This window comes from Phenylobacterium sp., from assembly GCF_041691455.1.
GTDB lineage: Bacteria > Pseudomonadota > Alphaproteobacteria > Caulobacterales > Caulobacteraceae > Phenylobacterium.
On sequence record NZ_JBEPUO010000021.1, the window covers coordinates 1 to 23,580 of the forward strand.

At 70.0% G+C, this 23,580-nt stretch carries 27 protein-coding genes and 1 other RNA gene; 16 read left to right on the forward strand and 12 right to left on the reverse strand.

Annotation, left to right across the window (positions count from 1 at the left end; translation table 11 throughout):
* The coding region (locus ACESMY_RS18145; protein ID WP_372786024.1) for a cytochrome c family protein at window positions 1–701 on the reverse strand (701 nt) is incomplete at its 3' end.
* Window positions 702–839: 138 nt separating this feature from the next.
* Between ACESMY_RS18145 and ACESMY_RS18150 the strand changes: the two genes are divergently transcribed.
* On the forward strand, window positions 840–1,577 hold the full coding sequence (locus tag ACESMY_RS18150) for a 3-deoxy-manno-octulosonate cytidylyltransferase (RefSeq protein WP_372786025.1): 738 nt from the start codon (window positions 840–842) through the stop codon (window positions 1,575–1,577).
* Window positions 1,574–2,419 carry a prephenate dehydratase gene (locus tag ACESMY_RS18155; RefSeq protein WP_372786026.1) on the forward strand — a complete coding sequence of 282 codons (846 nt, stop codon included), beginning with the start codon at window positions 1,574–1,576 and terminating at the stop codon, window positions 2,417–2,419. Before ACESMY_RS18150 ends, ACESMY_RS18155 begins: the two co-directional genes overlap by 4 nt.
* On the opposite strand, the gene ACESMY_RS18160 is transcribed toward ACESMY_RS18155, so the two are convergent.
* Window positions 2,420–3,334: a hypothetical protein gene (locus ACESMY_RS18160; protein ID WP_372786027.1), complete on the reverse strand. Its 915-nt coding sequence runs from the start codon at window positions 3,332–3,334 to the stop codon at window positions 2,420–2,422. It lies immediately after the preceding gene.
* 59 nt (window positions 3,335–3,393) lie between these two features.
* The gene (gene nudC, locus ACESMY_RS18165; protein WP_372786028.1) at window positions 3,394–4,320 is read right to left on the reverse strand and encodes an NAD(+) diphosphatase; all 927 of its coding nucleotides are present in this window, start codon (window positions 4,318–4,320) and stop codon (window positions 3,394–3,396) included.
* Between the two features lie 128 nt (window positions 4,321–4,448).
* Here nudC and ACESMY_RS18170 point away from each other — a divergent pair, with 128 nt between their 5' ends.
* Window positions 4,449–4,826 carry a VOC family protein gene (locus ACESMY_RS18170; RefSeq protein WP_372786029.1) on the forward strand — a complete coding sequence of 126 codons (378 nt, stop codon included), beginning with the start codon at window positions 4,449–4,451 and terminating at the stop codon, window positions 4,824–4,826.
* A 10-nt stretch (window positions 4,827–4,836) separates the two neighbouring features.
* On the opposite strand, the gene ACESMY_RS18175 is transcribed toward ACESMY_RS18170, so the two are convergent.
* Together ACESMY_RS18175 and ACESMY_RS18180 are read right to left on the reverse strand one after the other, a co-directional pair.
* Entirely contained in the window at window positions 4,837–6,975 is a 2,139-nt protein-coding gene (locus ACESMY_RS18175) for an ATP-binding protein (RefSeq protein ID WP_372786030.1), read from the reverse strand.
* Window positions 6,976–7,063: 88 nt separating this feature from the next.
* Window positions 7,064–7,888, reverse strand: coding sequence for a tryptophan 2,3-dioxygenase (locus ACESMY_RS18180; RefSeq protein WP_372786031.1), 825 nt, complete (start codon window positions 7,886–7,888; stop codon window positions 7,064–7,066).
* Between the two features lie 135 nt (window positions 7,889–8,023).
* Here ACESMY_RS18180 and yghU point away from each other — a divergent pair, with 135 nt between their 5' ends.
* Window positions 8,024–8,914 carry a glutathione-dependent disulfide-bond oxidoreductase gene (gene yghU, locus ACESMY_RS18185; RefSeq protein ID WP_372786032.1) on the forward strand — a complete coding sequence of 297 codons (891 nt, stop codon included), beginning with the start codon at window positions 8,024–8,026 and terminating at the stop codon, window positions 8,912–8,914.
* Between the two features lie 38 nt (window positions 8,915–8,952).
* Here yghU and ACESMY_RS18190 read toward each other — a convergent pair whose 3' ends face one another.
* From ACESMY_RS18190 to ACESMY_RS18205, 4 genes are all read right to left on the reverse strand, one after another.
* Window positions 8,953–10,794 carry a TIR domain-containing protein gene (locus ACESMY_RS18190; RefSeq protein ID WP_372786080.1) on the reverse strand — a complete coding sequence of 614 codons (1,842 nt, stop codon included), beginning with the start codon at window positions 10,792–10,794 and terminating at the stop codon, window positions 8,953–8,955.
* Between the two features lie 16 nt (window positions 10,795–10,810).
* A complete protein-coding gene (locus tag ACESMY_RS18195; protein WP_372786033.1) occupies window positions 10,811–11,092 on the reverse strand; it encodes a DUF2277 domain-containing protein in 282 nt (93 codons plus the stop codon).
* Between the two features lie 122 nt (window positions 11,093–11,214).
* Window positions 11,215–11,616: a VOC family protein gene (locus tag ACESMY_RS18200; protein WP_372786034.1), complete on the reverse strand. Its 402-nt coding sequence runs from the start codon at window positions 11,614–11,616 to the stop codon at window positions 11,215–11,217.
* The gene (locus ACESMY_RS18205) at window positions 11,600–12,400 is read right to left on the reverse strand and encodes a hypothetical protein (protein WP_372786035.1); all 801 of its coding nucleotides are present in this window, start codon (window positions 12,398–12,400) and stop codon (window positions 11,600–11,602) included. The genes ACESMY_RS18200 and ACESMY_RS18205 overlap by 17 nt, the downstream gene beginning before the upstream one ends.
* 52 nt (window positions 12,401–12,452) lie before the next feature.
* Here ACESMY_RS18205 and ACESMY_RS18210 point away from each other — a divergent pair, with 52 nt between their 5' ends.
* Entirely contained in the window at window positions 12,453–12,941 is a 489-nt protein-coding gene (locus tag ACESMY_RS18210) for a VOC family protein (protein ID WP_372786036.1), read from the forward strand.
* 25 nt (window positions 12,942–12,966) lie between these two features.
* Here the strand turns inward: ACESMY_RS18210 and ACESMY_RS18215 are convergent, their stop codons facing one another.
* On the reverse strand, window positions 12,967–13,947 hold the full coding sequence (locus ACESMY_RS18215) for an NAD(P)-dependent alcohol dehydrogenase (RefSeq protein WP_372786037.1): 981 nt from the start codon (window positions 13,945–13,947) through the stop codon (window positions 12,967–12,969).
* A gap of 153 nt (window positions 13,948–14,100) precedes the next feature.
* Here ACESMY_RS18215 and ffs point away from each other — a divergent pair.
* From ffs to ACESMY_RS18260, 9 genes are all read left to right on the forward strand, one after another.
* Window positions 14,101–14,199: signal recognition particle sRNA small type (gene ffs, locus ACESMY_RS18220), an RNA gene on the forward strand.
* A gap of 66 nt (window positions 14,200–14,265) precedes the next feature.
* Window positions 14,266–16,080: a DNA polymerase III subunit gamma/tau gene (locus ACESMY_RS18225; RefSeq protein WP_372786038.1), complete on the forward strand. Its 1,815-nt coding sequence runs from the start codon at window positions 14,266–14,268 to the stop codon at window positions 16,078–16,080.
* The gene (locus ACESMY_RS18230; RefSeq protein ID WP_372786039.1) at window positions 16,070–16,483 is read left to right on the forward strand and encodes a cupin domain-containing protein; all 414 of its coding nucleotides are present in this window, start codon (window positions 16,070–16,072) and stop codon (window positions 16,481–16,483) included. The genes ACESMY_RS18225 and ACESMY_RS18230 overlap by 11 nt, the downstream gene beginning before the upstream one ends.
* Before the next feature lie 13 nt (window positions 16,484–16,496).
* The gene (locus tag ACESMY_RS18235) at window positions 16,497–16,817 is read left to right on the forward strand and encodes a YbaB/EbfC family nucleoid-associated protein (RefSeq protein ID WP_372786040.1); all 321 of its coding nucleotides are present in this window, start codon (window positions 16,497–16,499) and stop codon (window positions 16,815–16,817) included.
* The gene (locus tag ACESMY_RS18240) at window positions 16,817–17,230 is read left to right on the forward strand and encodes a nuclear transport factor 2 family protein (RefSeq protein WP_372786041.1); all 414 of its coding nucleotides are present in this window, start codon (window positions 16,817–16,819) and stop codon (window positions 17,228–17,230) included. The genes ACESMY_RS18235 and ACESMY_RS18240 overlap by 1 nt, the downstream gene beginning before the upstream one ends.
* Before the next feature lies 1 nt (window position 17,231).
* Window positions 17,232–17,834 (forward strand): recombination mediator RecR, encoded by a 603-nt coding sequence (gene recR / locus ACESMY_RS18245; protein ID WP_372786042.1) that lies wholly within the window; start codon window positions 17,232–17,234, stop codon window positions 17,832–17,834.
* A 32-nt stretch (window positions 17,835–17,866) separates the two neighbouring features.
* Entirely contained in the window at window positions 17,867–19,084 is a 1,218-nt protein-coding gene (locus ACESMY_RS18250) for a DNA recombination protein RmuC (RefSeq protein ID WP_372786043.1), read from the forward strand.
* A gap of 96 nt (window positions 19,085–19,180) precedes the next feature.
* Window positions 19,181–19,714, forward strand: a complete 534-nt coding sequence (locus ACESMY_RS18255) for a PEP-CTERM sorting domain-containing protein (RefSeq protein ID WP_372786044.1) — start codon at window positions 19,181–19,183, stop codon at window positions 19,712–19,714.
* A 59-nt stretch (window positions 19,715–19,773) separates the two neighbouring features.
* A complete protein-coding gene (locus tag ACESMY_RS18260) occupies window positions 19,774–20,283 on the forward strand; it encodes a peptide deformylase (RefSeq protein WP_372786045.1) in 510 nt (169 codons plus the stop codon).
* Between the two features lie 8 nt (window positions 20,284–20,291).
* Here the strand turns inward: ACESMY_RS18260 and ACESMY_RS18265 are convergent, their stop codons facing one another.
* Window positions 20,292–20,642 (reverse strand): hypothetical protein, encoded by a 351-nt coding sequence (locus tag ACESMY_RS18265; protein WP_372786046.1) that lies wholly within the window; start codon window positions 20,640–20,642, stop codon window positions 20,292–20,294.
* 95 nt (window positions 20,643–20,737) lie between these two features.
* Here ACESMY_RS18265 and fmt point away from each other — a divergent pair, with 95 nt between their 5' ends.
* Window positions 20,738–21,664, forward strand: coding sequence for a methionyl-tRNA formyltransferase (gene fmt / locus ACESMY_RS18270; protein WP_372786047.1), 927 nt, complete (start codon window positions 20,738–20,740; stop codon window positions 21,662–21,664).
* Window positions 21,664–22,422, forward strand: coding sequence for a tRNA pseudouridine(38-40) synthase TruA (gene truA / locus ACESMY_RS18275; RefSeq protein ID WP_372786048.1), 759 nt, complete (start codon window positions 21,664–21,666; stop codon window positions 22,420–22,422). Before fmt ends, truA begins: the two co-directional genes overlap by 1 nt.
* Here truA and dapE read toward each other — a convergent pair.
* Window positions 22,395–23,543 (reverse strand): succinyl-diaminopimelate desuccinylase, encoded by a 1,149-nt coding sequence (dapE, locus tag ACESMY_RS18280; protein WP_372786049.1) that lies wholly within the window; start codon window positions 23,541–23,543, stop codon window positions 22,395–22,397. The two genes, truA and dapE, sit on opposite strands and share 28 nt — an antisense overlap.
* Window positions 23,544–23,580: the final 37 nt, after the last annotated feature.

Below are 23,580 nucleotides of genomic sequence, written 5' to 3' on the forward strand. Positions count from 1 at the left end.
GCGCCGGTGGGGCCGCCGGCGCCGGCCGCGGGCGTCGCGGTCGATCCCGTCGCCGTGGGCTTTCCGGCTGCCGCCGCGCCGGGGGCCGGGGCGGCCCCGGGAGCGGCCGGAGCCCCGCCGGCCGCAGGGGCTGCCGCTGGAGCCGCCGCCGCGGCCGGGTTCGGCGCGGGGATCGGCAGGGTCGAGCCCTGGCCGTGCAGGTAGGCGATGACGTTGATCCGGTCCTGCGGCTGCTTCAGGCCCACAAAGGTCATCTTGGTGCCGTTGATGTAGGCCTGCGGGCCCTTCACGAACTCAAAGATGTGCTGGTAGTCCCAGATCGGCTGTTTGGCGCCGAAGGCCTTCATGGCGTCGGAATAGGCGAAGCCCGGGTGGCTGCCCGGCGCGCGGCCGACCACGCCCCAGAGGTTGGGGCCGGTGCCGTTGGGGCCGCCGTTGTCGGCGTTGTGGCAGGATTTGCACTTCTCGAAGACCACCGCGCCGGCCGCCGGATCGGCGGTCTTCAGCACCGTGCCCCAGTCGGGCGGAACTTCGGGGGCCGCGGCGCCGCCGGCGGCTTCCTCGACGACATCGACCTTGAAGCCGGGCTTGGCGACCTTCTCCTGGCTGAACACGCCGCCGGACAGCTGCACCAGGCCGGCGATCACAAAGGCGGTCGCGAGCACCGCGCCGGCGTACTTATTGAAGGTGAGGTCGCTCATCGTCCCGAAATCGGCCCTCTAAACGTCCGGCGAAAAGGGCCGGCGAAAGCGCGGGAATCCCGCCCCTTGTTGCGTCCGGCTCTCTTACACGCTACCGGCGCTCGCGCAACCGCCCAAGCATCGCCGCAAGCATCTGTCGTGAACCCCATCGTCCTCATCCCCGCGCGCATGGCCGCGACCCGGCTGCCCGGGAAGCCGCTGGCCGACATCGCCGGCCTGCCGATGATCGTCCGCGTACTGAGGCAGGCGCAGGCCGCGGGCGTCGGGCCGGTGGCGGTCGCGGCGGGCGATTCGGAGATCGTGGCGGCGGTGGAGGCGGCCGGCGGCCGGGCCGTCCTGACCGACCCCGACCTGCCGTCGGGCTCCGACCGGATCGTCGCCGCGCTCGCCGAACTGGACCCGCAAGGCCGCCACGACGTGGTGATCAACCTGCAGGGCGACATCCCCTTCGTGCGGCCCGACGCCGTCGGCGCGGTCGCCCGGCTGCTGGCGGCCCAACCGGACTGCGACATCTCCACGGTGATGGTGGCCGAGGCCGATCCGGCCGAGCGGACCAATCCCGATATCCCCAAGGTGGTGGCGGCGATGGAAGCCGATGGCCGATCGGGCCGGGCGCTCTATTTCACCCGTTCGGTGCTCTATGGCGATGCGCCGGTCTGGCTGCACCACGGCATCTACGGCTTTAGGCGCGAGGCGCTGGCGCGGTTCACGGCCGCGCCGCCCTCGCCCCTGGAGATGCGCGAGCGGCTGGAGCAGCTCCGCGCGCTCGAACTCGGGATGTCGATCTGGGCGGCGGTGATCGACGAGGCGCCGATTTCGGTGGACAACCCGGCGGACCTCGAACGCGCCCGGGCGCATGCAAGGAGCTTGGCATGAGCCAGGGACGCATCGCCTTCCAGGGCGAACTGGGCGCCAACAGCCACGAAGCCTGCACGGCCGCCTTCCCCGACTATGAGGCCGTGCCGCACGCGACCTTCGAGGAGGCGTTCGACGCCATCAAGGGCGGCGACTGCCAGCTCGGCATGATCCCGGTGGAGAACTCCATCGCCGGCCGCGTCGCCGACGTGCACCACCTCCTGCCCTCGTCTGGCCTGAAGATCGTCGGCGAGCGGTTCAAACCGATCCACTTCCAGTTGATGGCCAACAAGGGCGTGAAGCTGGAGGACATCAAGACCGTCGCCAGTATGCCGATCGCGCTTGCCCAGTGCCGCAAAGCGGTGCGGCGGCTGAAGCTCAAGACCGAGGCCGTGGGCGATACGGCGGGCGCGGCCAAGGCGCTCAGCGAGCACCCCGACCCGACGCGGGCGGCGATCTCACCGGCCCTGGCCGCGGAGATCTACGGCCTGGAGATCCTCGCCCGCGACATCGAGGACGAGCACACCAACACCACCCGCTTCCTGGTCATGACGGCGGACAAGAGCCCTTCGCCGCCGCCGTTCACCCAGCCCTGCATCACCAGCTTCACCTTCAAGGTCCGCAACCTGCCGGCCGCGCTCTACAAGGCGATGGGCGGGTTCGCGACCAACGGCGTCAACATCTCCAAGCTGGAGAGCTACATGGAGGGCGGCGCCTGGACGGCGACCTTCTTCTACGCCGAGGCCGATGGGCGGCCCGAGGACCGCGGCCTGGCGCTGGCCTTCGAGGAACTGCGGTTCTTCTCGGAGAAGTTCGAGATCCTGGGCGTCTATCCCGCCGACCCATTCCGCACGCGGGGGTGACTACCTCGCCGCCGGCGGAGCCCCTTTCGCGACGGTTTCGATAAGCAGGTCCGCGAGCCGCTCGCGCGCCGCGGCCTGGCGGGGCTTCCACTCGGCCGGCGCGAGGAACTTCGGCGGCGCGCGCGGGACCTCGTAGGACTTGCCGATCACGTCCGGCCGGCTGACCTGTTTGGGCTGTTTGCCCTCCTTCGCCAGCGCCACCAGCCCGTCGGCCATCTCCGCCATCGATCCCGTCGTGGGGCCCTGGCAGAGCACCTCGTCGTCGCGGCGCACCGGGGAGGTCAGGGCCTCGTAGCCGAGGCTGACCGCGGTGATGTTGTCGCGCGCGGCCTTTGGCAGGCGCGCCGCGTAGGCCCAGACCTCCGGCCGCTGTTCGAACAGCTGCTTGCGGCGAAAGGCCGGCGCCGCGGCGTCGGCGCAACGGGCTCCGTCGACCTCGACCAGGGCGTCGGCGTAGAGGCTGAAGGCGACGGCGCTCTGCAGGAGCTGGTCACCGCCCTGGGCCTTCATCGCCTGGCCCATCCGCCAGAGGTCGTTGACGTAGGCCAAGGCCATGATCAGGCCGGCGCCGTCGAAGAGCTTCCGCTGTTCCCAGTTCAGGTCGAGGTTCACGGCCTCGTAGGCGTTGGCCGACGTCAAGGCGCTGAAGAGGTTCTGATAGTCCTTGGCCTGGAGAAGCTCGTCGAGGCGCGCCGCGTTGGGCGGCATGGGCGCGTCCTGCGCCGCGAGATAGGCGCGCGCGCTTTCGCGGCTCTTCGGATCGGTCTGCGCGCGTTTCAGCGCGCCGGCGTAGAGGGCCTTGGGGTCCATTTGCGGCGGGGCCGGCGGCGGCGTCTGCGCGGTCGCGGCCGCAGCGACGGCCAGCGTCAGCAGTCCAGCGGCGGCCGACGCCGCCCAGCGAATGCGCAACACCATTGAATCCCCCCCATGACCCCGCCGCGATCCTAAGAGCGGCGGGCCGGCTGGCAAGGGGGTCAGCCTTCTTCCACCCACGCCTTGATGAGCTGGTGGGCGATGGCCATGCGCTGGGGGGCGAAGGTTCCCTCGATCTGGCCGGCGATGAGCTGGCGGGCCTCGTCGCGGGTGAACCAGCGGACTTCGGAGAGTTCGGTCTGGTCGGGCGCGCCTTCCTCGTCCTCGACCTCGGCGATGAGGCCGATCATCAGGGACGAGGGATAGGGCCAGGGCTGGGTCGAGTGGTAGCGGACCTTCACCGCGTGCAGGCCCGCTTCCTCGTTGAGCTCGCGGGCGCAGGCCTCCTCGATGCTTTCGCCGGGCTCCAGGAAGCCGGCGAGGGCGGAGAACATGCCCTTGGGCCAGGCCTCCTGGCGGCCCAGCATGCAGCGGTCGCCGTGGTAGGGCAGCATGATCACCACGGGATCGGTGCGCGGGAAGTGCTCGGTCTCACAGGATGGGCACCTGCGCTTCCAGCCGCCGTCCTGTGCCTCGCTGCGCTGGCCGCAGACGGCGCAGTGCGGGTGGCGCCGGCGCCATTCGAACATCTGCTTGGCGGTGGCGACGATCGCGGCCTCGGTGGCCGGCAGCTTGAGCGCCACGGCGCGCAGGTCCTCGAACTTGCCGAAGCCCTGCAGCGGGCCGTCGCCTGGGTCGGCGGCGTCCTCCAGGTCGACGGCGAAGACCGCGGTCTCCTTCCAGAGGCCCATGAACAGCAGCCGCTCCGACCCGCCAGCCAGCTCCGCGACCAGCTTGGCGGGCAGGTAGGCGATCTGCAGGCCGCCGTCCTTAGAGGCTTCGACGAACGGACGGCCGTTCCACAGCGCCAGGCCCAGGGACTCCGGCGAGGCCAGCTGTTCGGCGATCCACTCGGGCTTGGCGCGCCGGTCGCTGGCGCGGTCCAGCGGATTGCCGGCGAAGGTGTTGAAGAAGGCGTCTAGGGGCATGGAAGGGTTCTAGCGTGCTGCAGCGCACGCGTCATGCCCGTGCGACGCGTCGGGACTGGACCGCGCTCGCCCTTGACCCCTAAAGCTTGGCCGCAACGGTCTCAGCACGCGGACGAAGGAAGCGCAGGATGTTTTCGCATATCATGGTCGGCACCAACGACCTGGATCGGGCCAAGTCGTTCTATGACGCGCTCCTGGGCACGCTGGGCGTTCCGCCGGCGATGGTCGACCGCCATCGCATCTTCTATCGCACCCCGACCGGAGTCTTTTCGGTGTCGTTGCCGATCGACGGCCAGGCGGCGACGGTGGCCAACGGCGGGACCATCGGCTTCGCCTGCGCCAATTCCGACCAGGCCGACGCCTGGCACGCGGCCGGCCTCGCCAACGGCGGCCAGACCTGCGAGGAGCCGCCCGGCGTGCGCGAGGGTGGCGTGGGCAAGCTCTACCTCGCCTATCTGCGCGACCCGGACGGCAACAAGCTCTGCGCCCTGCACCGCATGGGCTGAGGCGCGGCGGCTAGGCTCCCAGCTCGCCGGCCTCGGGCAAGGCCTCGGCGGCCGGTTCCGCGGGCGTCGTCCAGCGGTCGAGGGCTTCCAGCAGGCGCGGCAGGTTGATCGGCTTGCCCAGGTGGTCGTCCATGCCGGCCTCGCGGCAGCGGGCGATCTGCTCGGGCAGCACATTGGCGGTCATGGCGATGATCGGCGTGCGGGCGAGGTCCCGGTCGGCGAGCGCGCGGATGCGGCGGGTGGCGGTCAGGCCGTCCATCACCGGCATCTGCATGTCCATGAGGATCACATCGTAGCGCCCGCGCCCGACCGCCTCCACGGCCTCGGCGCCGTCGCAGGCGGTGTCGATCTCGATGTCGAAGGGGCTGAGCAGCGTGGTGATCAGCTCGCGATTGACCGCGTTGTCCTCCACCACCAAGGCGCGGATCGGCCGGTCGAGCACGGCGCCCGCCGGCTCGGCCTCGTCGGTGGCCGCGCCTTCTCCGGCGAGCGGCAGGTCGAGCGCGAACCAGAAGATGGAGCCTTGGCCGACGACGCTCGATGCGCCGATCTCGCCCTGCATGGCTTCGACGATCTGCTTTGAGATCGCCAGGCCCAGGCCCGTGCCGCCGAACCGGCGCGAGACCGAGGCGTCGGCCTGGGTGAAGCGCGCGAAGAGCGAGCCGATATGCTCCTCGTCGATGCCGATGCCGGAGTCGCGCACCTCGACCCGCAGGCGGCAGCGCTCGGCGTCCAGCTGATGGGTCACGACCAGCTCCACGCCGCCCTCGCGGGTGAACTTGATCGCGTTGGACAGGAAGTTGAGCAGCACCTGGCGCAGGCGCGGCGCATCCCCGGCCAGGGCTGGAATGGCCTCGTCGATGCGCGTGGTCAGCGACAGGCCCTTGCTCGCCGCCTGCTCGGCGACGATCGCCGCGGCGGAACGCACCGTGGCGACCGGATCGAACGGCGCGGGGTCGAGTTCGAGGCCGCTGGCCTCCAGCTTCGAGAAGTCCAGCACGTCGCCGACCACGCCCAGCAGGGTCTGGCTGGCGTCATGGATCAGGCCGGCGTGGCGCGCGTCCCGTTTGGACATCGATTTCGATTGGCGCAGCACGCCGGCGAAACCGATGATGGCGGTCAGCGGCGTGCGCAGCTCGTGGGTCATGTTGGCCAGGAAGTCGGTCTTGGCCGCCGCGGCCGCCTCGGAGCGGGCGAGCGCGTCGATCAGGTCGGCCTCGAGCAGCTTGCGGCGGGTGATGTCGCGCGAGACGCTGAGGATCCGGCCGCTGCCATCCTTCAGGCGCGAGAAGGTGGTCTCGGCCCAGACGACCGAGCCGTCCTTGGCGAACACGCGGTATTCGGTGGTCTGCGGCCCAGAGTCCTCCGTCACCGACTCTATGAAGGCCTGGACGGGCGCGGTGTCGTCGGGGTGCATGTAGGTGTAGTTCGGGGTTTCCATCAGTTCGCCCGGCGCGAAGTCCAGGATGCGCTCGATGGAGGGCGAGACGTAGAGCCGCTGGTTGTCGCGGGAGACCAGCGCGATGACGTCGGTGATGTTGTCGGCCAGCAGGCGATAGCTCTGTTCGCTGTCGCGCAGGTTCTGCGTCGCCTGCTCATAGCGGCGGCGCGCGGCGATGGTCTGGCGTGCGCTCGAGACGGCAAAACCGACGCTGGCCGCGAGCAGCAGCCAGACCGGCAGGATCTTGCCCAGCGCGGCGTTGGGGGCGAGGAACGGGGTCACCAGCATGGCGCAGGCCGGGATGACGCCGGTGAGCACGTAGCCGGCGCGCGACTGGTAGGCGTAGACTTGGGCGAATCCCATGAGGGCGAGCCAGATGACCACGCCGCAGACGGCGCCGGAGGCCGTGCCGGTTCCCCACAGGAGCACGCCCAGCAGCACCCAGGCCGCGACGCCGCCGACCAGGCAGGCGACGTATTCCAGGCGTTTGCGCAGGCTTATTTCGCGGCCCAGGAACTGGTCGCGGGTGACGAACCAGCTGACGATGTCGAGACCGACGGTGAAGACAAGCCAGGCGATACAGATCGGCCAGGGCAGGAACGCCAGCGCGATCAGCCCGACGCCGATCGTGGCGGCCAGACGCGGTCCGATCGAGACGCGCGTCTCGGCGGCCATCTCGTCGAGGCCCCGGTCGAGCAGGCTGAGCACGGTCGCGATTCCCTCCTTTTGACGGCGGATGATCGCAAACAACGATTAATTCCGGATAATTCCCGCCGAAAATCGTGGGCGGGCGCGCCTAGAGCGTCGTGCGCAGGCTGAGGAGCTCCGGGAACAGCTTTCGGTCGAGCGCCCTGACGAGGTAGGAGACGCCGTCCGAGCCGCCGGTGCCGCGCTTGAAGCCGATGATCCGCTCGACGGTCTTCATGTGGCTGAAGCGCCACTGCTGCAGGCGGTATTCCAGGTCCACCAGCTTTTCGCCGAGCTCATAGAGGTCCCAGTAGCGCTCGGTGTCGCGGTAGACGGCGAGCCAGGCGGCCTCGACCTCGGGACTGGCGGCATAGGGCTCGGTCCAGTCGCGCGCCAGCCGGTCGGCGGGGATGGCGAGGCCGCGGCGGGCCAGGAGCGCCAGCGCCTCGTCATAGAGGCTGGGCGCGCCCAGCGCCGCGGCCAGGGCGTCATGGTGGGCGGGCGCGTTCTCATGCACCCCCAGCATGGCGCGGTCCTTGGCGCCCAGCAGGAACTCCAGCTCGCGGTACTGGAAGGACTGGAAGCCCGAGCTCGACCCCAGGCTGGCGCGGAAATTGGCGTAGTCGGTGGGCGTCATGGTCGCCAGGATCTCCCAGGCCCCGATCATGTGGGCCTGGATGCGAGCGACCCGCGAGAGGGTCTTGAAGGCCGGCCTGAGCTCGTCGGCCTTGAGGCTGTCGCGGCTGCTGCGGATCTCGTGGATCGAGAGCTTCAGCCAGAGCTCAGCCACCTGATGGATCACCACGAACAGCAGTTCGTCATGTTCGTCCGTGCGGGTGTTCTGGGCGCTGAGCAGGGTGGTGAGCTGCAGGTAGTCGCCGTAGTCCATGTCGGGCGGGGCGGCGCCGCGGCCGGGCGCCTTGGTCTCGCTCATGAGGTGGTCTCCGATTTGCGCGCAAACCTACATCCGCGGGCGGGCCACGTCGCCGCTAGCCAAACCGCCGCCGATCCCCCACATCGCTGGGGTGAGCGCGCGGCCGGCGCGCGCCGCCAACGGAAGCCCCGATCCATGTCCGAAGCCGCTGAGTACGTCCCGCCCGCCGTCTGGACCTGGAACAAGGAGAACGGCGGCCGCTTCGCCAGCATCAACCGGCCGATCGCCGGCCCGACCCACGACAAGGACCTGCCGGTCGGCGAGCACCCCCTGCAGCTCTATTCGCTGGCGACGCCCAACGGGGTGAAGATCACGGTGATGCTGGAGGAGCTCCTGGCGCTCGGCCACAAGGGGGCGGAATACGACGCCTGGCTGATCAACATCGGGGCCGGCGACCAGTTCGGCTCCGGCTTCGTGGAAGTGAACCCCAATTCCAAGATCCCGGCGCTGATGGACCGCAGCGGGCCCAAGCCGATCCGGATCTTCGAATCCGGCGCCATCCTGATCCACCTGGCCGAGAAATTCGGCGAATTCCTGCCGACCGAGCCCGCCGCGCGCGCCGAGACGCTTTCGTGGCTGATGTGGCTGATGGGCTCGGCCCCCTACCTGGGCGGCGGGCTCGGCCACTTCTACGCCTATGCGCCGTTCAAGATCGAATACGCCATCGACCGCTACGCCATGGAGGTGAAACGCCAGCTCGACGTGCTCGACCGCCGATTGGCGGAGAGCGAGTACCTGGGGGGCAAGGACTACAGCATCGCCGACATGGCGACCTGGCCCTGGTACGGCGGGCTGGTGAAGGGCGTGCTCTACGGGGCCGGCGAGTTCCTCTCGGTGGGCGAGTACAAGAACGTGCTGCGCTGGACCGACCAGATCGCCGAGCGCCCGGCCGTCAAGCGCGGCCGCATGGTCAACCGCACCTGGGGCGAGCCGGAAAGCCAGCTCCCCGAACGCCACGACGCCAGCGACTTCGAGCTGAAGACCGGCGACAAGCTCGCGAAGGCGGAAGAGACCGCGAAGGCCTAGGCCGGACAGGTCTTCAGCCGGGCGGCCTGAACGGGCCGCTACCCCCCGGCCACGCGGGGCAGGTCGGCCGGCGCGAACCGCGCCGCGCCGCGCGCCATCAGCGCGATGAAACGCGGATAGTCGCGGATCGAATCCAGGCTGTTGTCGGCCTCCATCCAGCGCAAATAGCCGGCGCCCACGCGGTCGATGACCCCTTCGAGGAGTTCGCAGGAGGCGTCGAAATCCCCGAGCTCGGCCATGCCGCAGGCGAGGTTATAGTGCAGGCGGGCGTTGTCGGGGTCGAACAGCATGGCCCGGCGCGTCCATTCTCGCGCGCGTTCGCCTTCGCCCAGGTCCGCAAGCGCCGTCACCAGGAACCCGAGCGCGCCGCCGTGGTCGGGCTCGACGGCCAGCAGCCGCTCGCAACAGGCCAGGGTGCGTCGAGCCGACGCCAGGAGGTTCTCCCGCTCGCCGAGGCCGAGATAGGCCTGGCTGACCATCCCGGCCGCCCGGTACGCGTTGGGATCCAGGGCGATGGCGGCCTCGAAGTGCCGGACGGCAGGCTCCCATCGCCGCAGGCCGACGGAGATGCAACCGGCGCACATGTGGCCGTCGAAGCCGTCCGGGTCGAGCCGCAGGGCCGTCTCGATGAAGGGCTCGGCTTCAGCGAGGTCGATCCCTGGGCCGCGGATGATCACGTCGGCCATCGCGGCGTGGGCGTCGGCGAGCGCCGGGGCCACCTCGATCGCGCGGGTCGCCGCGTTGAGGGCCCGCTCGTGGGTGGCGCCCGGGGCGCCGCGCTGGGCGGCCTCGGCCTCGGCGAATGCGATGTGCGCCCAGGCCTGGCCGAAGCCCGGATCGAGGCTCACCGCCCGCTCGCAGATGCGCACGATCAGCGGCTTCAACCGTTCGCTGCCCGTCCGGCTGAACTGGCGGGCGAGCAGATAGAGTTCATAGGCCTCGGCGCTGGCGGTCTGGCGTTGCTCCAGGCGCTGCTTCTCCGCCGGCGCCAGCTTCACCTTCAGCGCGCCGACGATGGCCCGCGAGATTTCGTCCTGGATGGCGAAGATGTCGTCCAGCGTGCGGTCGAAGCGCTCGGCCCAGATCTGGGTGTCGCGCCGGGCGTCCAGGAGTTGCGCGGTGATGCGCACGCGCGAGCCGGACTTGCGGACGCTGCCTTCCAGGATGTGGCTGATCCCGAGCGCGACCGCGAGCTGGCCCGGCGCGACGGTCTTGCCCTTGTAGGAGAATGCCGTCGCCCGCGAGACCACCGAAAGGGCCGACAGCTGTCCAAGGTCGGTGATGATGTCCTCGCTGACCCCGTCGCTGAAGTATTCCTGCTCGGGATCGCCGCTCATGTTGACCAGTGGCAGGACCAGGATCGAGGGCCGCGAGTCGTCCGCCGGGCGGGCGCTGGGCGTGGCGACGGCCGCGCGCGGCGCGGCGCGGACGCCCACGAAGCGGCGCAGTTCCGCCACCAGCGACAGCCAGGCGGGATCGTCCGGCGCGCCCTGCCAATGACTGAGGTCGGCGGTGTGGCTGAGCTCGAAGATGATCGGCCGCTCGCAGGGCTCGATGATCACCGGCGCCAGCGTCTTGTTGCGGTCGGCGATGGTCGCTTCGGCCCGCACCCAGCGCGACCCGACCGACCGCGGCGACCACAGTACGATGACCGCCTTGGCCGCGCGCAGGGCCGCCTCGATCGCCTCGTCGAAGGCTTCGCCCGACCGCAGGGCCGCGTCCCACCAGACGCTGAAGCCCAGGCCTTCGAGCGCCTCCGCGTACCGCTTGGCGACCGCCTGGTCCTCGCTGCTGTAGGAAATGAAGATATCCGAGATGAGTCTGCCTCCCGCCCGATCGCCGAACAGCGTATCGCGAGCCTCGGGTCCGGTCGAGGCGATGCGGCCGGCTCGCCCGTCAGGCCGGGGCGCGGACGCCGAAGCGCTGGGCGGAGCGCGCCCTGGCCTTCTGAGCCTCGGTGTCGCGGTCGCGCGGCGCCGCCTGGGTTTCGAGCGAGCCCAGCAGCCGGTGGCCGGCGGCGAACACCTCCTCGATGGCGGCCTGGAACGCGGCTTCGTTGGCCTTCGACGGCGCATTGAAGCCCGAGAGCTTGCGCACGAACTGCAGCGACGCCGCCCGGATCTCCTCGTCGGTCGCCGGCGGCTCGAAATTGAACAGGGTCTTGATGTTGCGGCACATGTCTGAGGCCTCCGTGGGCGGACCACGGTGGCGCGGGGAGGCGCTTGGCGTCAAGGCGGCGACCGCGATGGGTTGCGGAGCGGTCCGTGAGTCGTCCTCATCCTTGCCCCGGCGTGGGGGTCTTAGGGTCTTGGGCTGAAGGCGGCGGGCTGGAAGAGTTCCACGACGTTGCCGGAGGGGTCCTGGAGCAGGATCTGTTTGCCGCCCGGTCCTGAGAGGATTTCGTTGCGGAACGGAGCGCCGGCTTCGCGAAGGCGGGCGACTTCGGCCTCGATGTCGTCGACGATGAGGTGAATGCGGTTCCAGCCGCCGGGTCCGGGCTTCGCGCCGTCGGGCATGGGGCGTCCTGCGGAGCTCGCCGGTCCGCTCAGCAGCAGCCGCAGGCGGCCGCGGGCGACGTCGGCGAACGCGGGCGCGAAGTTCGTCAAGACCTCGAAGCCGAGGAACGTCGTGTAGAAGCCGACCGCCGCCTCGACGTCATCGACCATGTAACGGACGCTGACCATCTCACTGAGGTCGGTCATGGGCTTCTCCTTGGCGCCGCGGAGCGGGTGTCCGATCGGCGAGCGCCGCGATCAGGAACTCGACGCGGGTCGCGAGCTCGGCGGCCGTTTGCCGGAACAGCGGGTAGGTGACGTCGTCGGGATCGCCGGCCGCAGGGTTGGCGATGCTCCAGTGAATGGTCTCCGGGTGGCCAGGGAACTCGGGACAGACCTCGCGCACCCGGTCGCACAGGCTGATCACCCGGTCGAAAGTCTGGCCGGCGAACACCTCCAGATGCTTCGACTCGTGACCGGCGAGGTCGAGGCCATGCTCGTCCCGCATCACCTTCACCGCGTTGGGGTGCACGGGCCTGGGATGGCTGCCGGCGCTCACCGCCTCGATGGCGCCGCTCGACCACGCCTTGGCCAGCGCCTCGGCCATCGGGGAGCGCGCGCTATTGCCCGTGCAGAGGAACAGCACTCTCACCGGGGCCAACAAGGTTTTGTCACGCTGAGGCGGAGTCAGACGAAGGCCGGGGTGCAGCGCCCCGCCGGTCGCCGACAACAGGCCGCCGACTCGCTCCAGGTCCAACCCGTAGTAGGTGTCCCTGCGGTCGGCGGAGCTGCGCTTCGCCGATACCAGACGGCCATCCCGCAGCTTGCCCAGATGGTACGAGACCAGGTTCTGGGGCTCGCCGACCAACCCCGTCAGCTCGTGAACCCTGCGGTCGCTCCGACCCAGCTCACTCAGAAGCCGCCAGCGCAGGGGATGCCCGGCCAGCTGCAGGAACTCAGGCGGGGCTAGGTCCGGGGCAAGCGCGCTCATAGGCGTCGTTATACATCAATTGCACTTGATGCATCAATTGAAATCGGTGCATATGGCGCCGGAGGAGGAGCTCATCATGAACAGAATGACGATTTGCGCCCTGGCGCTGCTGCTCGCCGGCGTCGCGCAGGGCGCAGGCGCCCAGGACCGCGCGAAGAACGGCGCCGCGACCGTGAGGGTCCGCTACATGGTGAGCGACGTGCCGGCCGCCACGGCCTTCTATGCGAGCAAGCTCGGCTTCAAGGTCGATTTCTCATCCGGAACCTATTTCGCCGCGCTGTCCCGCAACGGCCTGCAGCTTCTCCTGAGCCCGGTGAGGGGGCCGGGCGGCGCCTCGCAGCCCATGCCGAACGGCGATCGGCCCGCGCCCGGCGGCTGGACCCGCATCGTTCTCAACGTCTCCGATCTGCAGGGCGAGGTGGCCAGGCTTCGCAAGGACGGCGTGCACTTCCGCAATGACATCGTTGTCGGGCTTGGCGGCAGCGAGATCCTGCTCGACGACCCCTCGGGCAATCCTGTCGAGCTGTTTCAGCCGGATTGAATTCGCTCAGTTGGTTGGGGCGGCTTCAAGGTTGGTCGTCCGCCGCCACCTCGATCACCACGATGGCGGCCTTTTGCCCGGTCTCGACATAGCGGTAGGCCTCGGCGATCGCGTCGAGGGGATAGCTTCGGTCGATCACCCCGCGAAACTGGCCGGCCTCCATGCGGGCCTTCAGGAACGCGACGAATGCGTGGCCGCCGCCCCGGGGCGGCAGGGGCACCACGACCCGGTTGTTCTTGGCGATCGCCGACCAGAGCAGCAGCGGCAGGTACTGCCCCCAGGGTCCCATGTCCGTCGCCATGAACGTGCCTTCGGGTTTCAACAGCCTGCGGTATCGCCAGAAGCTGGTTTTCCCGACCGCCTCCAAGACGAAATCGAAGCGCTCGCCGATGCGGCTGAAGTCCTCCGCGGTGTAGTCGACGACGCGGTCCGCGCCGAGGGATCTGGCCAGCTCCAGATGCCGGGTGGCGACGACCGCGGTGACGTGGGCGCCATAGGCTTTCGCCAGTTGCACCGCGGCCGAGCCGATGGCGCCGGAGGCGCCGTAGATCAGAATCCTGTGGCCGGGCCCGACGCGGAATTTCTTCAGGCCGCTGTCGGCGTAGTAGGCCCCCTCACAGACCACGGCGTCGGCGAAGGGCGTATGGGCCGGCATCAAGCCGATCGGACCTGTCTCGGCGATGCAGACGTATTCTGCGTGGGCGCCGTTGGTCCGGAACGGACACATGCCAAACACCCGATCGCCCGGCTTGAACGCCATGACCCCGGCGCCGACCGCTTCAACCACGCCGGCGACGTCCATGCCGAAGATCGTGCGTCGCGGCCGGCGCAGGCCGAAGAGGAGACGCCCGATGACGCGGGGTTGGAGCTCGCCGCAGTCCGACCGGTTGACCGTCGCGGCATGGACCCGGATCAAGACCTCGCCCGCCGCCGGCGCAGGCTTGGGCGCATCGCATACCGTCACGACGTCGGGGGACCCGTAGCGCGTTACGACAGCGGCTCGCATCGTCAGATCGTCCGTCACCGGGCCGAGCCTAGGCCGATGGGCCCCTGGGGCCATGTCTCAATGTATCAAAAGCCTGACCGCTGGGGACAGGCGCCGGCGGCCCGGTGAACCGCCCCCCTTGCCTCCGCCGCCCCCATCCGCCATATCCCCGCGCGGAGATCGGCGGCGGGCGGACGCTTCGCCAACCTGGTCAGGGCCGGAAGGCAGCAGCCACAACGAATTCCGTTCCGGGTCGCCGTTCGGTCTCCACCTTCACTTTCGCATCGGCTTTGAACTTTCGCGTGGCGCGGCGGAGGGCCGTGCTCTTACATGAGCCCCATGGCCGACGAAGACCTCACGCCTGACGAGTCGGACGCTCCGGAGCGGGATCCGAACGCCGTGGACATGTTCGGCGGCAAGCCGACGCTGAGCGACGACCCGTCGGCCGCCTACACCGTCATCGCGCGCAAGTACCGGCCGATGACCTTCGACGACCTCTATGGCCAGGAGGCCATGGTGCGGACGTTGAAGAACGCCTTCGCCTCGGGCCGCATCGCGCACGCCTTCATGCTGACCGGCGTGCGGGGCGTGGGGAAGACCACGACCGCGCGGCTGCTGGCCCGGGCGCTGAACTACGAGAGCGACACGATCCACGAGCCGACGCTCGACCTGGCGGTGGAGGGGATCCATTGCAAGTCGATCATCGAGGGGCGGCACATGGATGTGCTGGAGCTCGACGCGGCCAGCCGCACCAAGGTCGACGAGATGCGGGAACTGCTGGACGGGGTGCGCTATGCGCCGACCTCGGCCCGCTACAAGGTCTACATCATCGACGAAGTGCACATGCTCTCGACCCAGTCGTTCAACGCCCTGTTGAAAACCCTGGAAGAGCCGCCGCCGCACGCCAAGTTCATCTTCGCCACCACCGAGATCCGCAAGGTGCCGGTGACCATCCTGTCGCGAACCCAGCGGTTCGACCTGCGGCGCGTCGAGCCGGAGGTTATCGTCAAGAACCTGGAGATGATCTCCGAGGCCGAGGGCGCCCGCGTCGAGGCCGAGGGGCTGATGCTGATCGCCCGCGCCGCCGAGGGCAGCGTGCGCGACGCCCAGTCGATGCTCGACCAGGCCATCGTCCAGGCCGAGCCGGGGATGACGGTCACCGCGGCGACGATCCGCGACATGCTGGGCCTGGCCGATCGAGCCCAGACTATTTCCCTCTTCGAACAGGTGATGCGCGGCGAGGCGGGGCCGGCGATCGAGACCTTCCGCACGCTCTACGGCTACGGCGCCAATCCCGACCAGGTGATGCTCGACCTGATGGACCACTGCCACGGGGCCTCGGTCGCCAAGGCGATCGGGCCGCAGGCGCTGATCATGCCCAAGGACCAGTCGGCGCGGCTGGCGGCGGTCGGGGCGGCGGTCTCGGCCGGGACGCTGTCCAGGCTCTGGCAGCTCACCCTGAAGGCCTACGAGGAGGTGCGCCGCGCGCCGGACGCCGCCGCCGCAGCCGACATGGCGCTGATCAGGCTGGCCTACGCCGCCGACCTGCCGGGGCCCGAGGAGGCGCTGAAGCGGCTGCAGGCGGGCGACCCTGCGTCGCCGGCTGGACCGGCATCGCACGGCGGGCCCTCGGGCGGCGGCGGGAGCAGTGGCGTGGCGGCCCAGAGCGGCGGCGGGACGACCGTGGCGCGGGGCTTCGCCGCGCCGCAGCCGCAGTCCTCCGCCGAGCCGGTGGCGGTGCTGAACACCTTCGAGGACATGCTGGCGCTGATCGAGAAGAAGCGGGACATCGCGCTCAAGCTCGACGTGGAGCGCTACGTGCGGCCGATCAGCTTCCGGCCCGGCGCCATCGAATATGAGCCTGCCCCCGGCGCGCCCGCCAACCTCGCCCAGCGGCTGGTCGGGCGGCTGAAGGACTGGACCGGCGAGCGCTGGCTGATCGCCGCCCAGGGCGGCGGCGGGGCCGAGAGCCTCTGGGAGCGCCAGAAGCGCGAGGAGCGCGAGGTCCGCAAACAGATCGAGCAGGACCCCTTCGTTCTGGCCGTGATGAAGACCTTCCCGGGCGCCGAGATCGTGGGGGTCCGCACCCTGCCGCAGCCCGAGACCGCGGCGCCGGCGGACGAGGTCACCGGGGGAGACGACGATGAGGACTAGGCTCGGCCTCGCGGCCCTGGCGGCGGGGCTGGCGCTTGCCGGCCAGGTCGCCGCGCAACCGGCGCCGCCGCTGATCCAGGAGCCGGTGGCGATCGCCCCGGGGTTCAACGCGACCCTGCTGGTGGTCAATATCCCGCCGGCCGGCGACGGGCCCCTGACCACGGCGGGCCAGGCGGGCCATCGGCATCCGGCCTCGACCTACGCCTATGTGTCGAAGGGCGCGGTGATCAATCGCCTGGGCGACCAGCCGGAAAAACGCTTCGAGACCGGCCAGTCCTGGTCTGAAACCCCGCTGCAGCCGCACTATATCGTCAACGCCAGCCGCACCGAGCCCGCCCAGCTGGTGGTGGTGCAGATCTCCAAGGCCGGGACGACGAGACTGACGGAGCCGTTGCCGAAGTGAAGGATTGGGCGAAATGAAAGACCTCTCCTCGCTGATGAAGCAGGCCCAGGCCATGCAGGAGAAGCTCGGCCAGGCGCAGGCCGAGCTCGAGCAGATGGTGCTGCTGGGCCAGGCGGGCGACGGCCTGGTGAAGGTGACGCTGAAGGGCACGGGCCAGATCCTGCGCGTCGACATCGACGACAGCCTGATGGCGCCGGGCGAGGGCGAGATGGTCGGCGACCTGGTGGCCGCGGCCCACGCCGACGCCAAGCGCCAGCTCGACGGGCGCTCCGCCGAGCTGATGCAGAAGGCGGCGGGGTCGCTCGCCGGGATGCCCGGCATGCCCAAGTTCTGATGCTGGCCGCCATCCTCGCCGCCGCCGCGATGAACGCCGCCGCCCTGCCCGCCGACCTCGCCAAGGCGGCGCACGACTACGACCTGGCCCAGATGCATGGCGACAAGGCCGAGCTGACGCGGCTGCTGGCCGAGGACTACAGGCTCTTCAACTCCGGCGGTCAGGTGCAGGACAAGGCGGCCTTCATCGCCGATTCCACCGCACCGGGCTTCCACATGGAGCCTTTCACGGTGGAAGAGCCGCTGGAGAAGGTCATGGGCGACACCGCGCTGCTGGGCGGCGTCGCGACCCTGAAGGGGACCGACGGCGGCAAGCCCTTCACCGCGCGGCTGCGGTTCATGGACGTCTGGGCCAAGCGCGGCGGCGCCTGGAAGGTGGTCTTCACCCAGGCCACGCGGGTTCCGGCCGCCTGAGATGGCCGCCTCCGCCGGACCCGAGATCGAGCGGCTGATCAGCCTGCTTTCCAAGCTGCCGGGCCTGGGGCCGCGGTCGGCCCGGCGCGCGGCGCTGACGTTGCTCAAGAAGCGCGACCAGCTGCTCAGCCCCCTGGCCGACGCGCTCGCCGAGGCCGCGGCGCGGGTGAGGGTCTGCTCGGTCTGCGGCTCGCTCGACACCCAGGACCCCTGCGCGATCTGCGCCGACGGCCACCGCGACCCGAGCCTGATCTGTGTGGTCGAGGAGGTCGGCGCGCTCTGGGCCATGGAGCGCGCCAGCGCCTTCCGCGGCCGCTACCATGTGCTGGGCGGGCTGCTGTCGGCCCTGGACGGGGTCGGCCCCGACGCCCTGCGGGTGAACGGCCTTGTCACCCGGGCTTCCGAGGGCGGCGTGCGCGAGGTGATCCTGGCGCTGCCGGCCACCGTCGATGGCCAGACCACCGCCCACTACCTCGCCGACCGCCTGGCCCAGGCCGATGTCTCGGTGACCATGCTGGCCCGCGGGGTCCCGGTGGGCGGTGAGCTCGACTGGCTGGACGACGGCACGATCGCGCAAGCCATGCGCGCCCGGCGGCCGGCCTAGCCCCGACTCAGTGTTCGCGCTAAGAACGCAACATGAACGGGACCTTGATCGCCGCGATCCTCCTCGCCTTTGTCGCCGTGGGCGCCATCGCCTGGGCGCTGAAGGAGCGGATGCGGGCGGCCGCGGCCGAGCTGCGGATCGAGATGCTGCGCGAACAGGCGGATCTGGTGAGCGCGCAACTGACCCAGTCCGCCACCGGTGTCGCCGAGGCCATCCTCAAGAAGAACGAGGAGGCGATCCACAACCGCGAGCAACTCGCCCAGGCCAGGCTCGAGGCGCAGCTGAAGCCGGTGGCCGAGAGCCTGCAGAAATTCCAGGAACATGTGGCGCTGGCCGAGAAGGTGCGGGTCGAGGAGACCGGCGGCCTGAAGGAACAGATCGCCGCCCTCTTGCTGGCCTCGACGGCCACCCAGGACGAGGCGCGCAAGCTCTCGGCCGCGCTGCGGCGTGGGGCGGGCGTGCAGGGCCGCTGGGGCGAGCAGACCCTGCGCAACGTGCTGGAGGCCGCGGGCCTGGCCCATCGCTACGACTTCGACGAGCAGACCACGACCGACACCGAGGAGGGCCGCCGGCGGCCTGACGTCACCGTCCGACTCCCCGGTGGCGGCGTGTTCGTCATTGACGCCAAGTGCTCGCTGAACGCCTTCCTGGAGATGCAGGACGCCACCGACGACGCCGCGCGCGAGGCCTGCGGCCAGCGCCACGTCCAGAGCGTGCGCAGCCACGTCCAGGGGCTGTCGGCCAAGGCCTATTGGGATCAGTTCGACTCGTCGCCCGACTTCGTGGCGATGTTCGTGCCGCTGGATAGCGCCATGGCCGCCGCCCTCGACCGCGCGCCGGACCTGATGACCGAGGCCATGGACAAGCGGGTGGTGATCGTCACGCCGACCACGCTGTTCGCGCTCTGCAAGGCCGTGGTCTACGGCTGGCGGGTGGAGGAGCAGGCGGCCAACGCCCAGAAGATCGCCGAGCTGGGGCGCGAGCTCTATAAGCGTATCGCGGTGATGGGCGGCCATGCCGGCTCGGTCGGCAAGGCGCTGGAGGCCGCGGTGGCCCGCTATAACCAGTTCGTGGGCTCGCTGGAGACCCAGGTCCTGACCCAGGCGCGGCGTTTCGAGGAGCTGAAGGTCGACCACGAGGGCCGCTCGGTGACCCAGCTCGAGCCGCTCGACACCGCGGTCCGGCCGCTGACCAAGCTCACGCCCGAGACCCCGCCGCAGGTGCGCCTGGTGGCCGGCGACGAGGCCTGATCGCCTCCGTCGGCGCGAGCGATTCTCCGATCGCGTTAGCCATGTTGACAGCCGCGCAATCGGGCGCAGAAATGTCTGCGGGTGTGGGAGGATTCCATGAAAAGGACCGCGTTAGCCGCGGGTGTTGCGGCGCTTCTGTGGTGCGGGGCGGCGAACGCCAGCGTGACGCTGGACTTGAGTTTCGCGGACTCCGATTTCAATGTTAGCGGCGGCTTCAACGCGACCTTCGACGACATTCCCGACGGGGTGACGACCTTCTACGACGCCTCGACGCTCGGCTGTCACGTGACCTCGGCGACCTATGTCTGCTCCGGCGCCTTTCTCACCAACGACATCGGGGGCGGGTCCGACGACGGCATCCAGATCAATCTGGACAACCTCATCGACCCCAGCGGCTCGGTGGGGCTGATCTACAGCTTCTCCAAGCTCGCGTTGGTGACGCCGGGATCCTACGCCAACATGAACGATACGGGCGGCCATGGCGCCACGCTGACGGTCACCAGCGACGTGACGACAGCCCCGCCGACGATCCCTGAGCCGGCGACCTGGACGATGATGCTGATCGGCTTCTTCGGCCTTGGCTCCGGACTGCGCCGCCGCCGCGTGGCGATCCTCGCACCTGCGCGCTAGGGGGCCGCAGGCACAGGTCCGACCTTGACGCTCGGGTTCCTCGCCCCTACGTCGGCGGCATGGCCCTGAGAGAGATCCTCGTTGTCCCCGATCCCGTCCTGAAGCAGGTCTCCGCGCCCGTGACGGCGGTCGACGACGGCCTGCGCGCGCTGATGGACGACATGCTGGAGACCATGTACGCCGCGCCCGGCATCGGCCTGGCGGCGATCCAGGTCGGCGTGCCCAAGCGGGTGATCGTCATGGACATCTCGCGCCAGGAAGACCCGCGCGAGCCGCGCTATTTCGTCAATCCGGAGATCCTCTGGGCCTCGGAGGAGACCCTGCCCTACGAGGAGGGCTGCCTCTCGGTGCCGGAGATCTACGACGAGGTCGAACGCCCGGCGCGGGTGAAGCTGCGCTACCTGAACTACCGGGGCGAGACGGTCGAGGAGGACGCCGAGGGCCTCTACGCCGTCTGCATCCAGCACGAGATGGACCACCTGGACGGGGTGCTGTTCATCGATCACCTGTCACGGCTGAAGCGCGAGCAGGCCGTGAAGAAGGTCAAGAAGCAGGCCAAGGCGGCCTAGCGGCGCAGCTACTTCGACTGCGCCTTGTCCTTGGCCTTGTTGAGCGCCGCGTCGGTCTTGTCCCCGGCGTCCTTGGCTCCCGCCTTGATCTTGTCGCCGGCCTTGTCCGCGCCGGCCTTCAGCTTGTCGCCGGCTTCGTCGGCGGCGACCTTGGTCTTGGCGGCGGCTTCGCTGGCGCCCTGCTTGATGTCGGAGCCCAGGTCCTTGACCGCGGAGGTGCCGGCGACCGACTTGGCCGCCGCGCCGACCTCCGACCCCACGGCCTTCAGGTCGGCGGAGGTCTTCTCCTGGGTCGGCTTGGAGCAGGCGGCGACCGCCAGCCATAGACCCAGGGCGATGGCGAGGTGGGAGTTGCGCATGCGGTGCTCCTTGGAAAGCTCGTTAACGAACCGTTAAGCTTAACCCAGGTTCCCGGCCTTTGCGCCAGTCCTCCCCCGCAGGTAGAACCGGCGCGATGCGCCTCACCTTCCTGGGAACTCCCGATTTCGCGCTCGTGGCGCTGCGGCGGATCGTCGAGGCCGGCCACGAGGTCGCCTGTGTCTATTCCCAGCCGCCTGCGCCGCGCGGCCGTGGCCACACGCTGCAGCCTTCGCCGGTCCACGCCTTCGCCCTCGACCAGGGCCTGATCGTGCGGACGCCGGCCTCAATGCGCGATCCGGGCGAGATCTTCGCGTTCCAGGCGCTGGAGCTGGACGCGGCGGTGGTGGTCGCCTTCGGCCAGATCCTGCCGGCCGAGGTGCTTGAGGCGCCGATGTTCGGCGCGTTCAACCTGCACGGCTCGCTGTTGCCGCGCTGGCGCGGCGCCGCGCCGATCCAGCGGGCGGTGATGGCCGGCGACCCGCTGACCGGCGTCGAGGTCATGCGGATGACCGAGGGCCTGGACGAGGGGCCGGTGCTGGCCTCGGAGACCCTGCGGATCGGACCGCTGGACACCGCCGGCACGGTCCACGACCGGATGGCGGCGATCGGCGCGGACCTGCTGGCGCGCACCTTGCCGCAGATCGAGGCCGGGACGGCGGTCGAGACGCCTCAGGCCGAGGACGGCGCCACCTACGCCAAGAAGATCCGGCCGAAGGAGGCGAAGATCGCCTGGACCAGGCCGGGGGCCGAGATCGACTGGAAGATCCGCGGCCTGTCGCCGTTCCCGGGCGCCTGGTTCAGCCTGCCGACCGACAAGGGGCCGGTCCGGGTGAAGGCCCTGCTCTCAGCCTTCGAGGACGCCGACGGGCCTGCGGGCCAGGTGCTCGACGACCGGCTGCTGGTGGCGGCGGGCGCGGGCGCGGTGCGGCTGTTGCGCGTCCAGCGCGAGGGACGGGGGCCGCAGGACGCCGAGGCCTTCCTGCGCGGCCAGCCGGTGGCCGCCGGGACCCTGCTCGGCTGATGCCCCGCTACAAGCTCACCCTGGAGTATGACGGCGGCCCCTATTGCGGCTTCCAGGCCCAGGCGGACCTGCCGACCGTGCAGGGTTCGCTGGAGCGCGCTGTGAAGGCATTCTGCGGCCAGACCCTGCGCGTGGCCGCCGCCGGGCGCACCGACACCGGCGTCCACGCCACGGCCCAGGTCGCACACATCGACCTCGAGAAGGACTGGCCGGCGGAGACGGTGCGCAATGCGCTCAACGCCCACCTGCGGCCCGAGCCGATCGTGGTGCTGGAAGCCGAGGTCGCGCCGGAGGGCTGGCACGCGCGGTTCTCGGCGGTCGAGCGCCGCTACCGCTACCGGATACTCAACCGGGTGAGCCCCCCCGGGCTGGAACAGGGCCACGTCTGGCACGTCAAGGCGCCGCTGGACGCAGACGCCATGCACGCCGCGGCCCAGGCGCTGGTGGGCCACCACGACTTCACCACCTTCCGCGACCTGGCCTGCCAGGCGAAGTCGCCGGTGAAGACCCTGGATGTCGCGACAGTGCGCCGCGAGGCCGACGAGGTGGTGCTGGTCTTCGAGGCGAGGTCCTTCCTGCACCGCCAGGTACGCTCGATGACCGGCTCCATCGCCGAGGTCGGTCTCGGCCGCTGGACGGCCGGCGACCTGAAGGCGGCGCTTGACGCGGTCGACCGCAAGGCCTGCGGGCCCGTGGCCCCGGCCGAGGGGCTCTATCTGACCGGGGTGAGCTATTCGCCCGAAAACACCTGGAAATAGCGTTCGATCAGGCGTTCGTAGACCGCCTGGAGCTGCAGGATCTCGGCGACCGGGGCGCGTTCGTCGACCTGGTGCATGGTCCGGCCGACGAGGCCCAACTCGACCACCGGGCAAAGGGCTCGGATGAAGCGGGCGTCGGAGGTGCCGCCGGTCGTGGAGAGTTCTGGGGTGCGGCCCGCGGCGTCATAGACGGCGGCGGCCACCAGGTCGGTGAACGGCCCGGGCTCGGTCAGGAAGGCCTCGCCGCTGATCTGGGGCTCGACCGTGACGGAGCCCTGGAAATCGCTGGCCTCGGCGGCCGCCTCGGCCTCGATCCAGCGGCCGAGCTCGGCGCCGGTATGGTGCGGATTGAAGCGGATGTTGAGCCGCGCCGTCGCGGTCCCGGGGATCACGTTGGTCGCGGTGTTGGGCACGTCGATCCGGGTGATCTCCAGGTTCGACGGCTGGAACTCCGGATAGCCCTGGTCGAACACCCGGTCCTGCAGCCGCAGCAGGATGCGCAGCAGCACCGGCACCGGATTGGCCGCCCGGTGCGGGTAGGCGACGTGGCCCTGCACGCCCTTGACGGTGATCTCGGCGTTGATCGAGCCCCGGCGGCCGACCTTGATCATGTCGCCGAAGACTTCGCTGGAGGAGGGCTCTCCGACTACGCAGTGGGTGATGACCTCGTCTTCGATGCCCAGCGCCTCGACGACCATCTTGGTGCCGTGGGTGGCGATCCCCTCTTCGTCGCCGGTGATCAGGAAGGAGAGCGAGCCGGTCACCTGGCCGGCGGCGATCGCCTTGGCGGAGGCCGCGGCGAAGGCGGCGATGGCGCTCTTCATGTCGACGGCGCCGCGGCCGATCAGCATGCCGTCCACGACCTCGGCGTCGAAGGGCTCTTGCGTCCAGGCGCCGGCGTCGCCCACCGGCACCACGTCGGTGTGGCCGGCGAAACAGAGGTTCGGGCTCTCGGTCCCGTAGCGGGCGTAGAGGTTCTCGATCTCGCCGAACTTCATGCGGCGGCAGGAGAAGCCCAGGCCCTTCAGCGCCTGCTCGACTATATCCATGGCCCCGGCGTCGGCCGGCGTCACCGAGGGCCGGCGGATGAGCTCCCGCGTCAGGTTGATCGCGTCGATCAATCTCGCCCCCGAAATATCGTCTGCTAAGTTCGCGTCC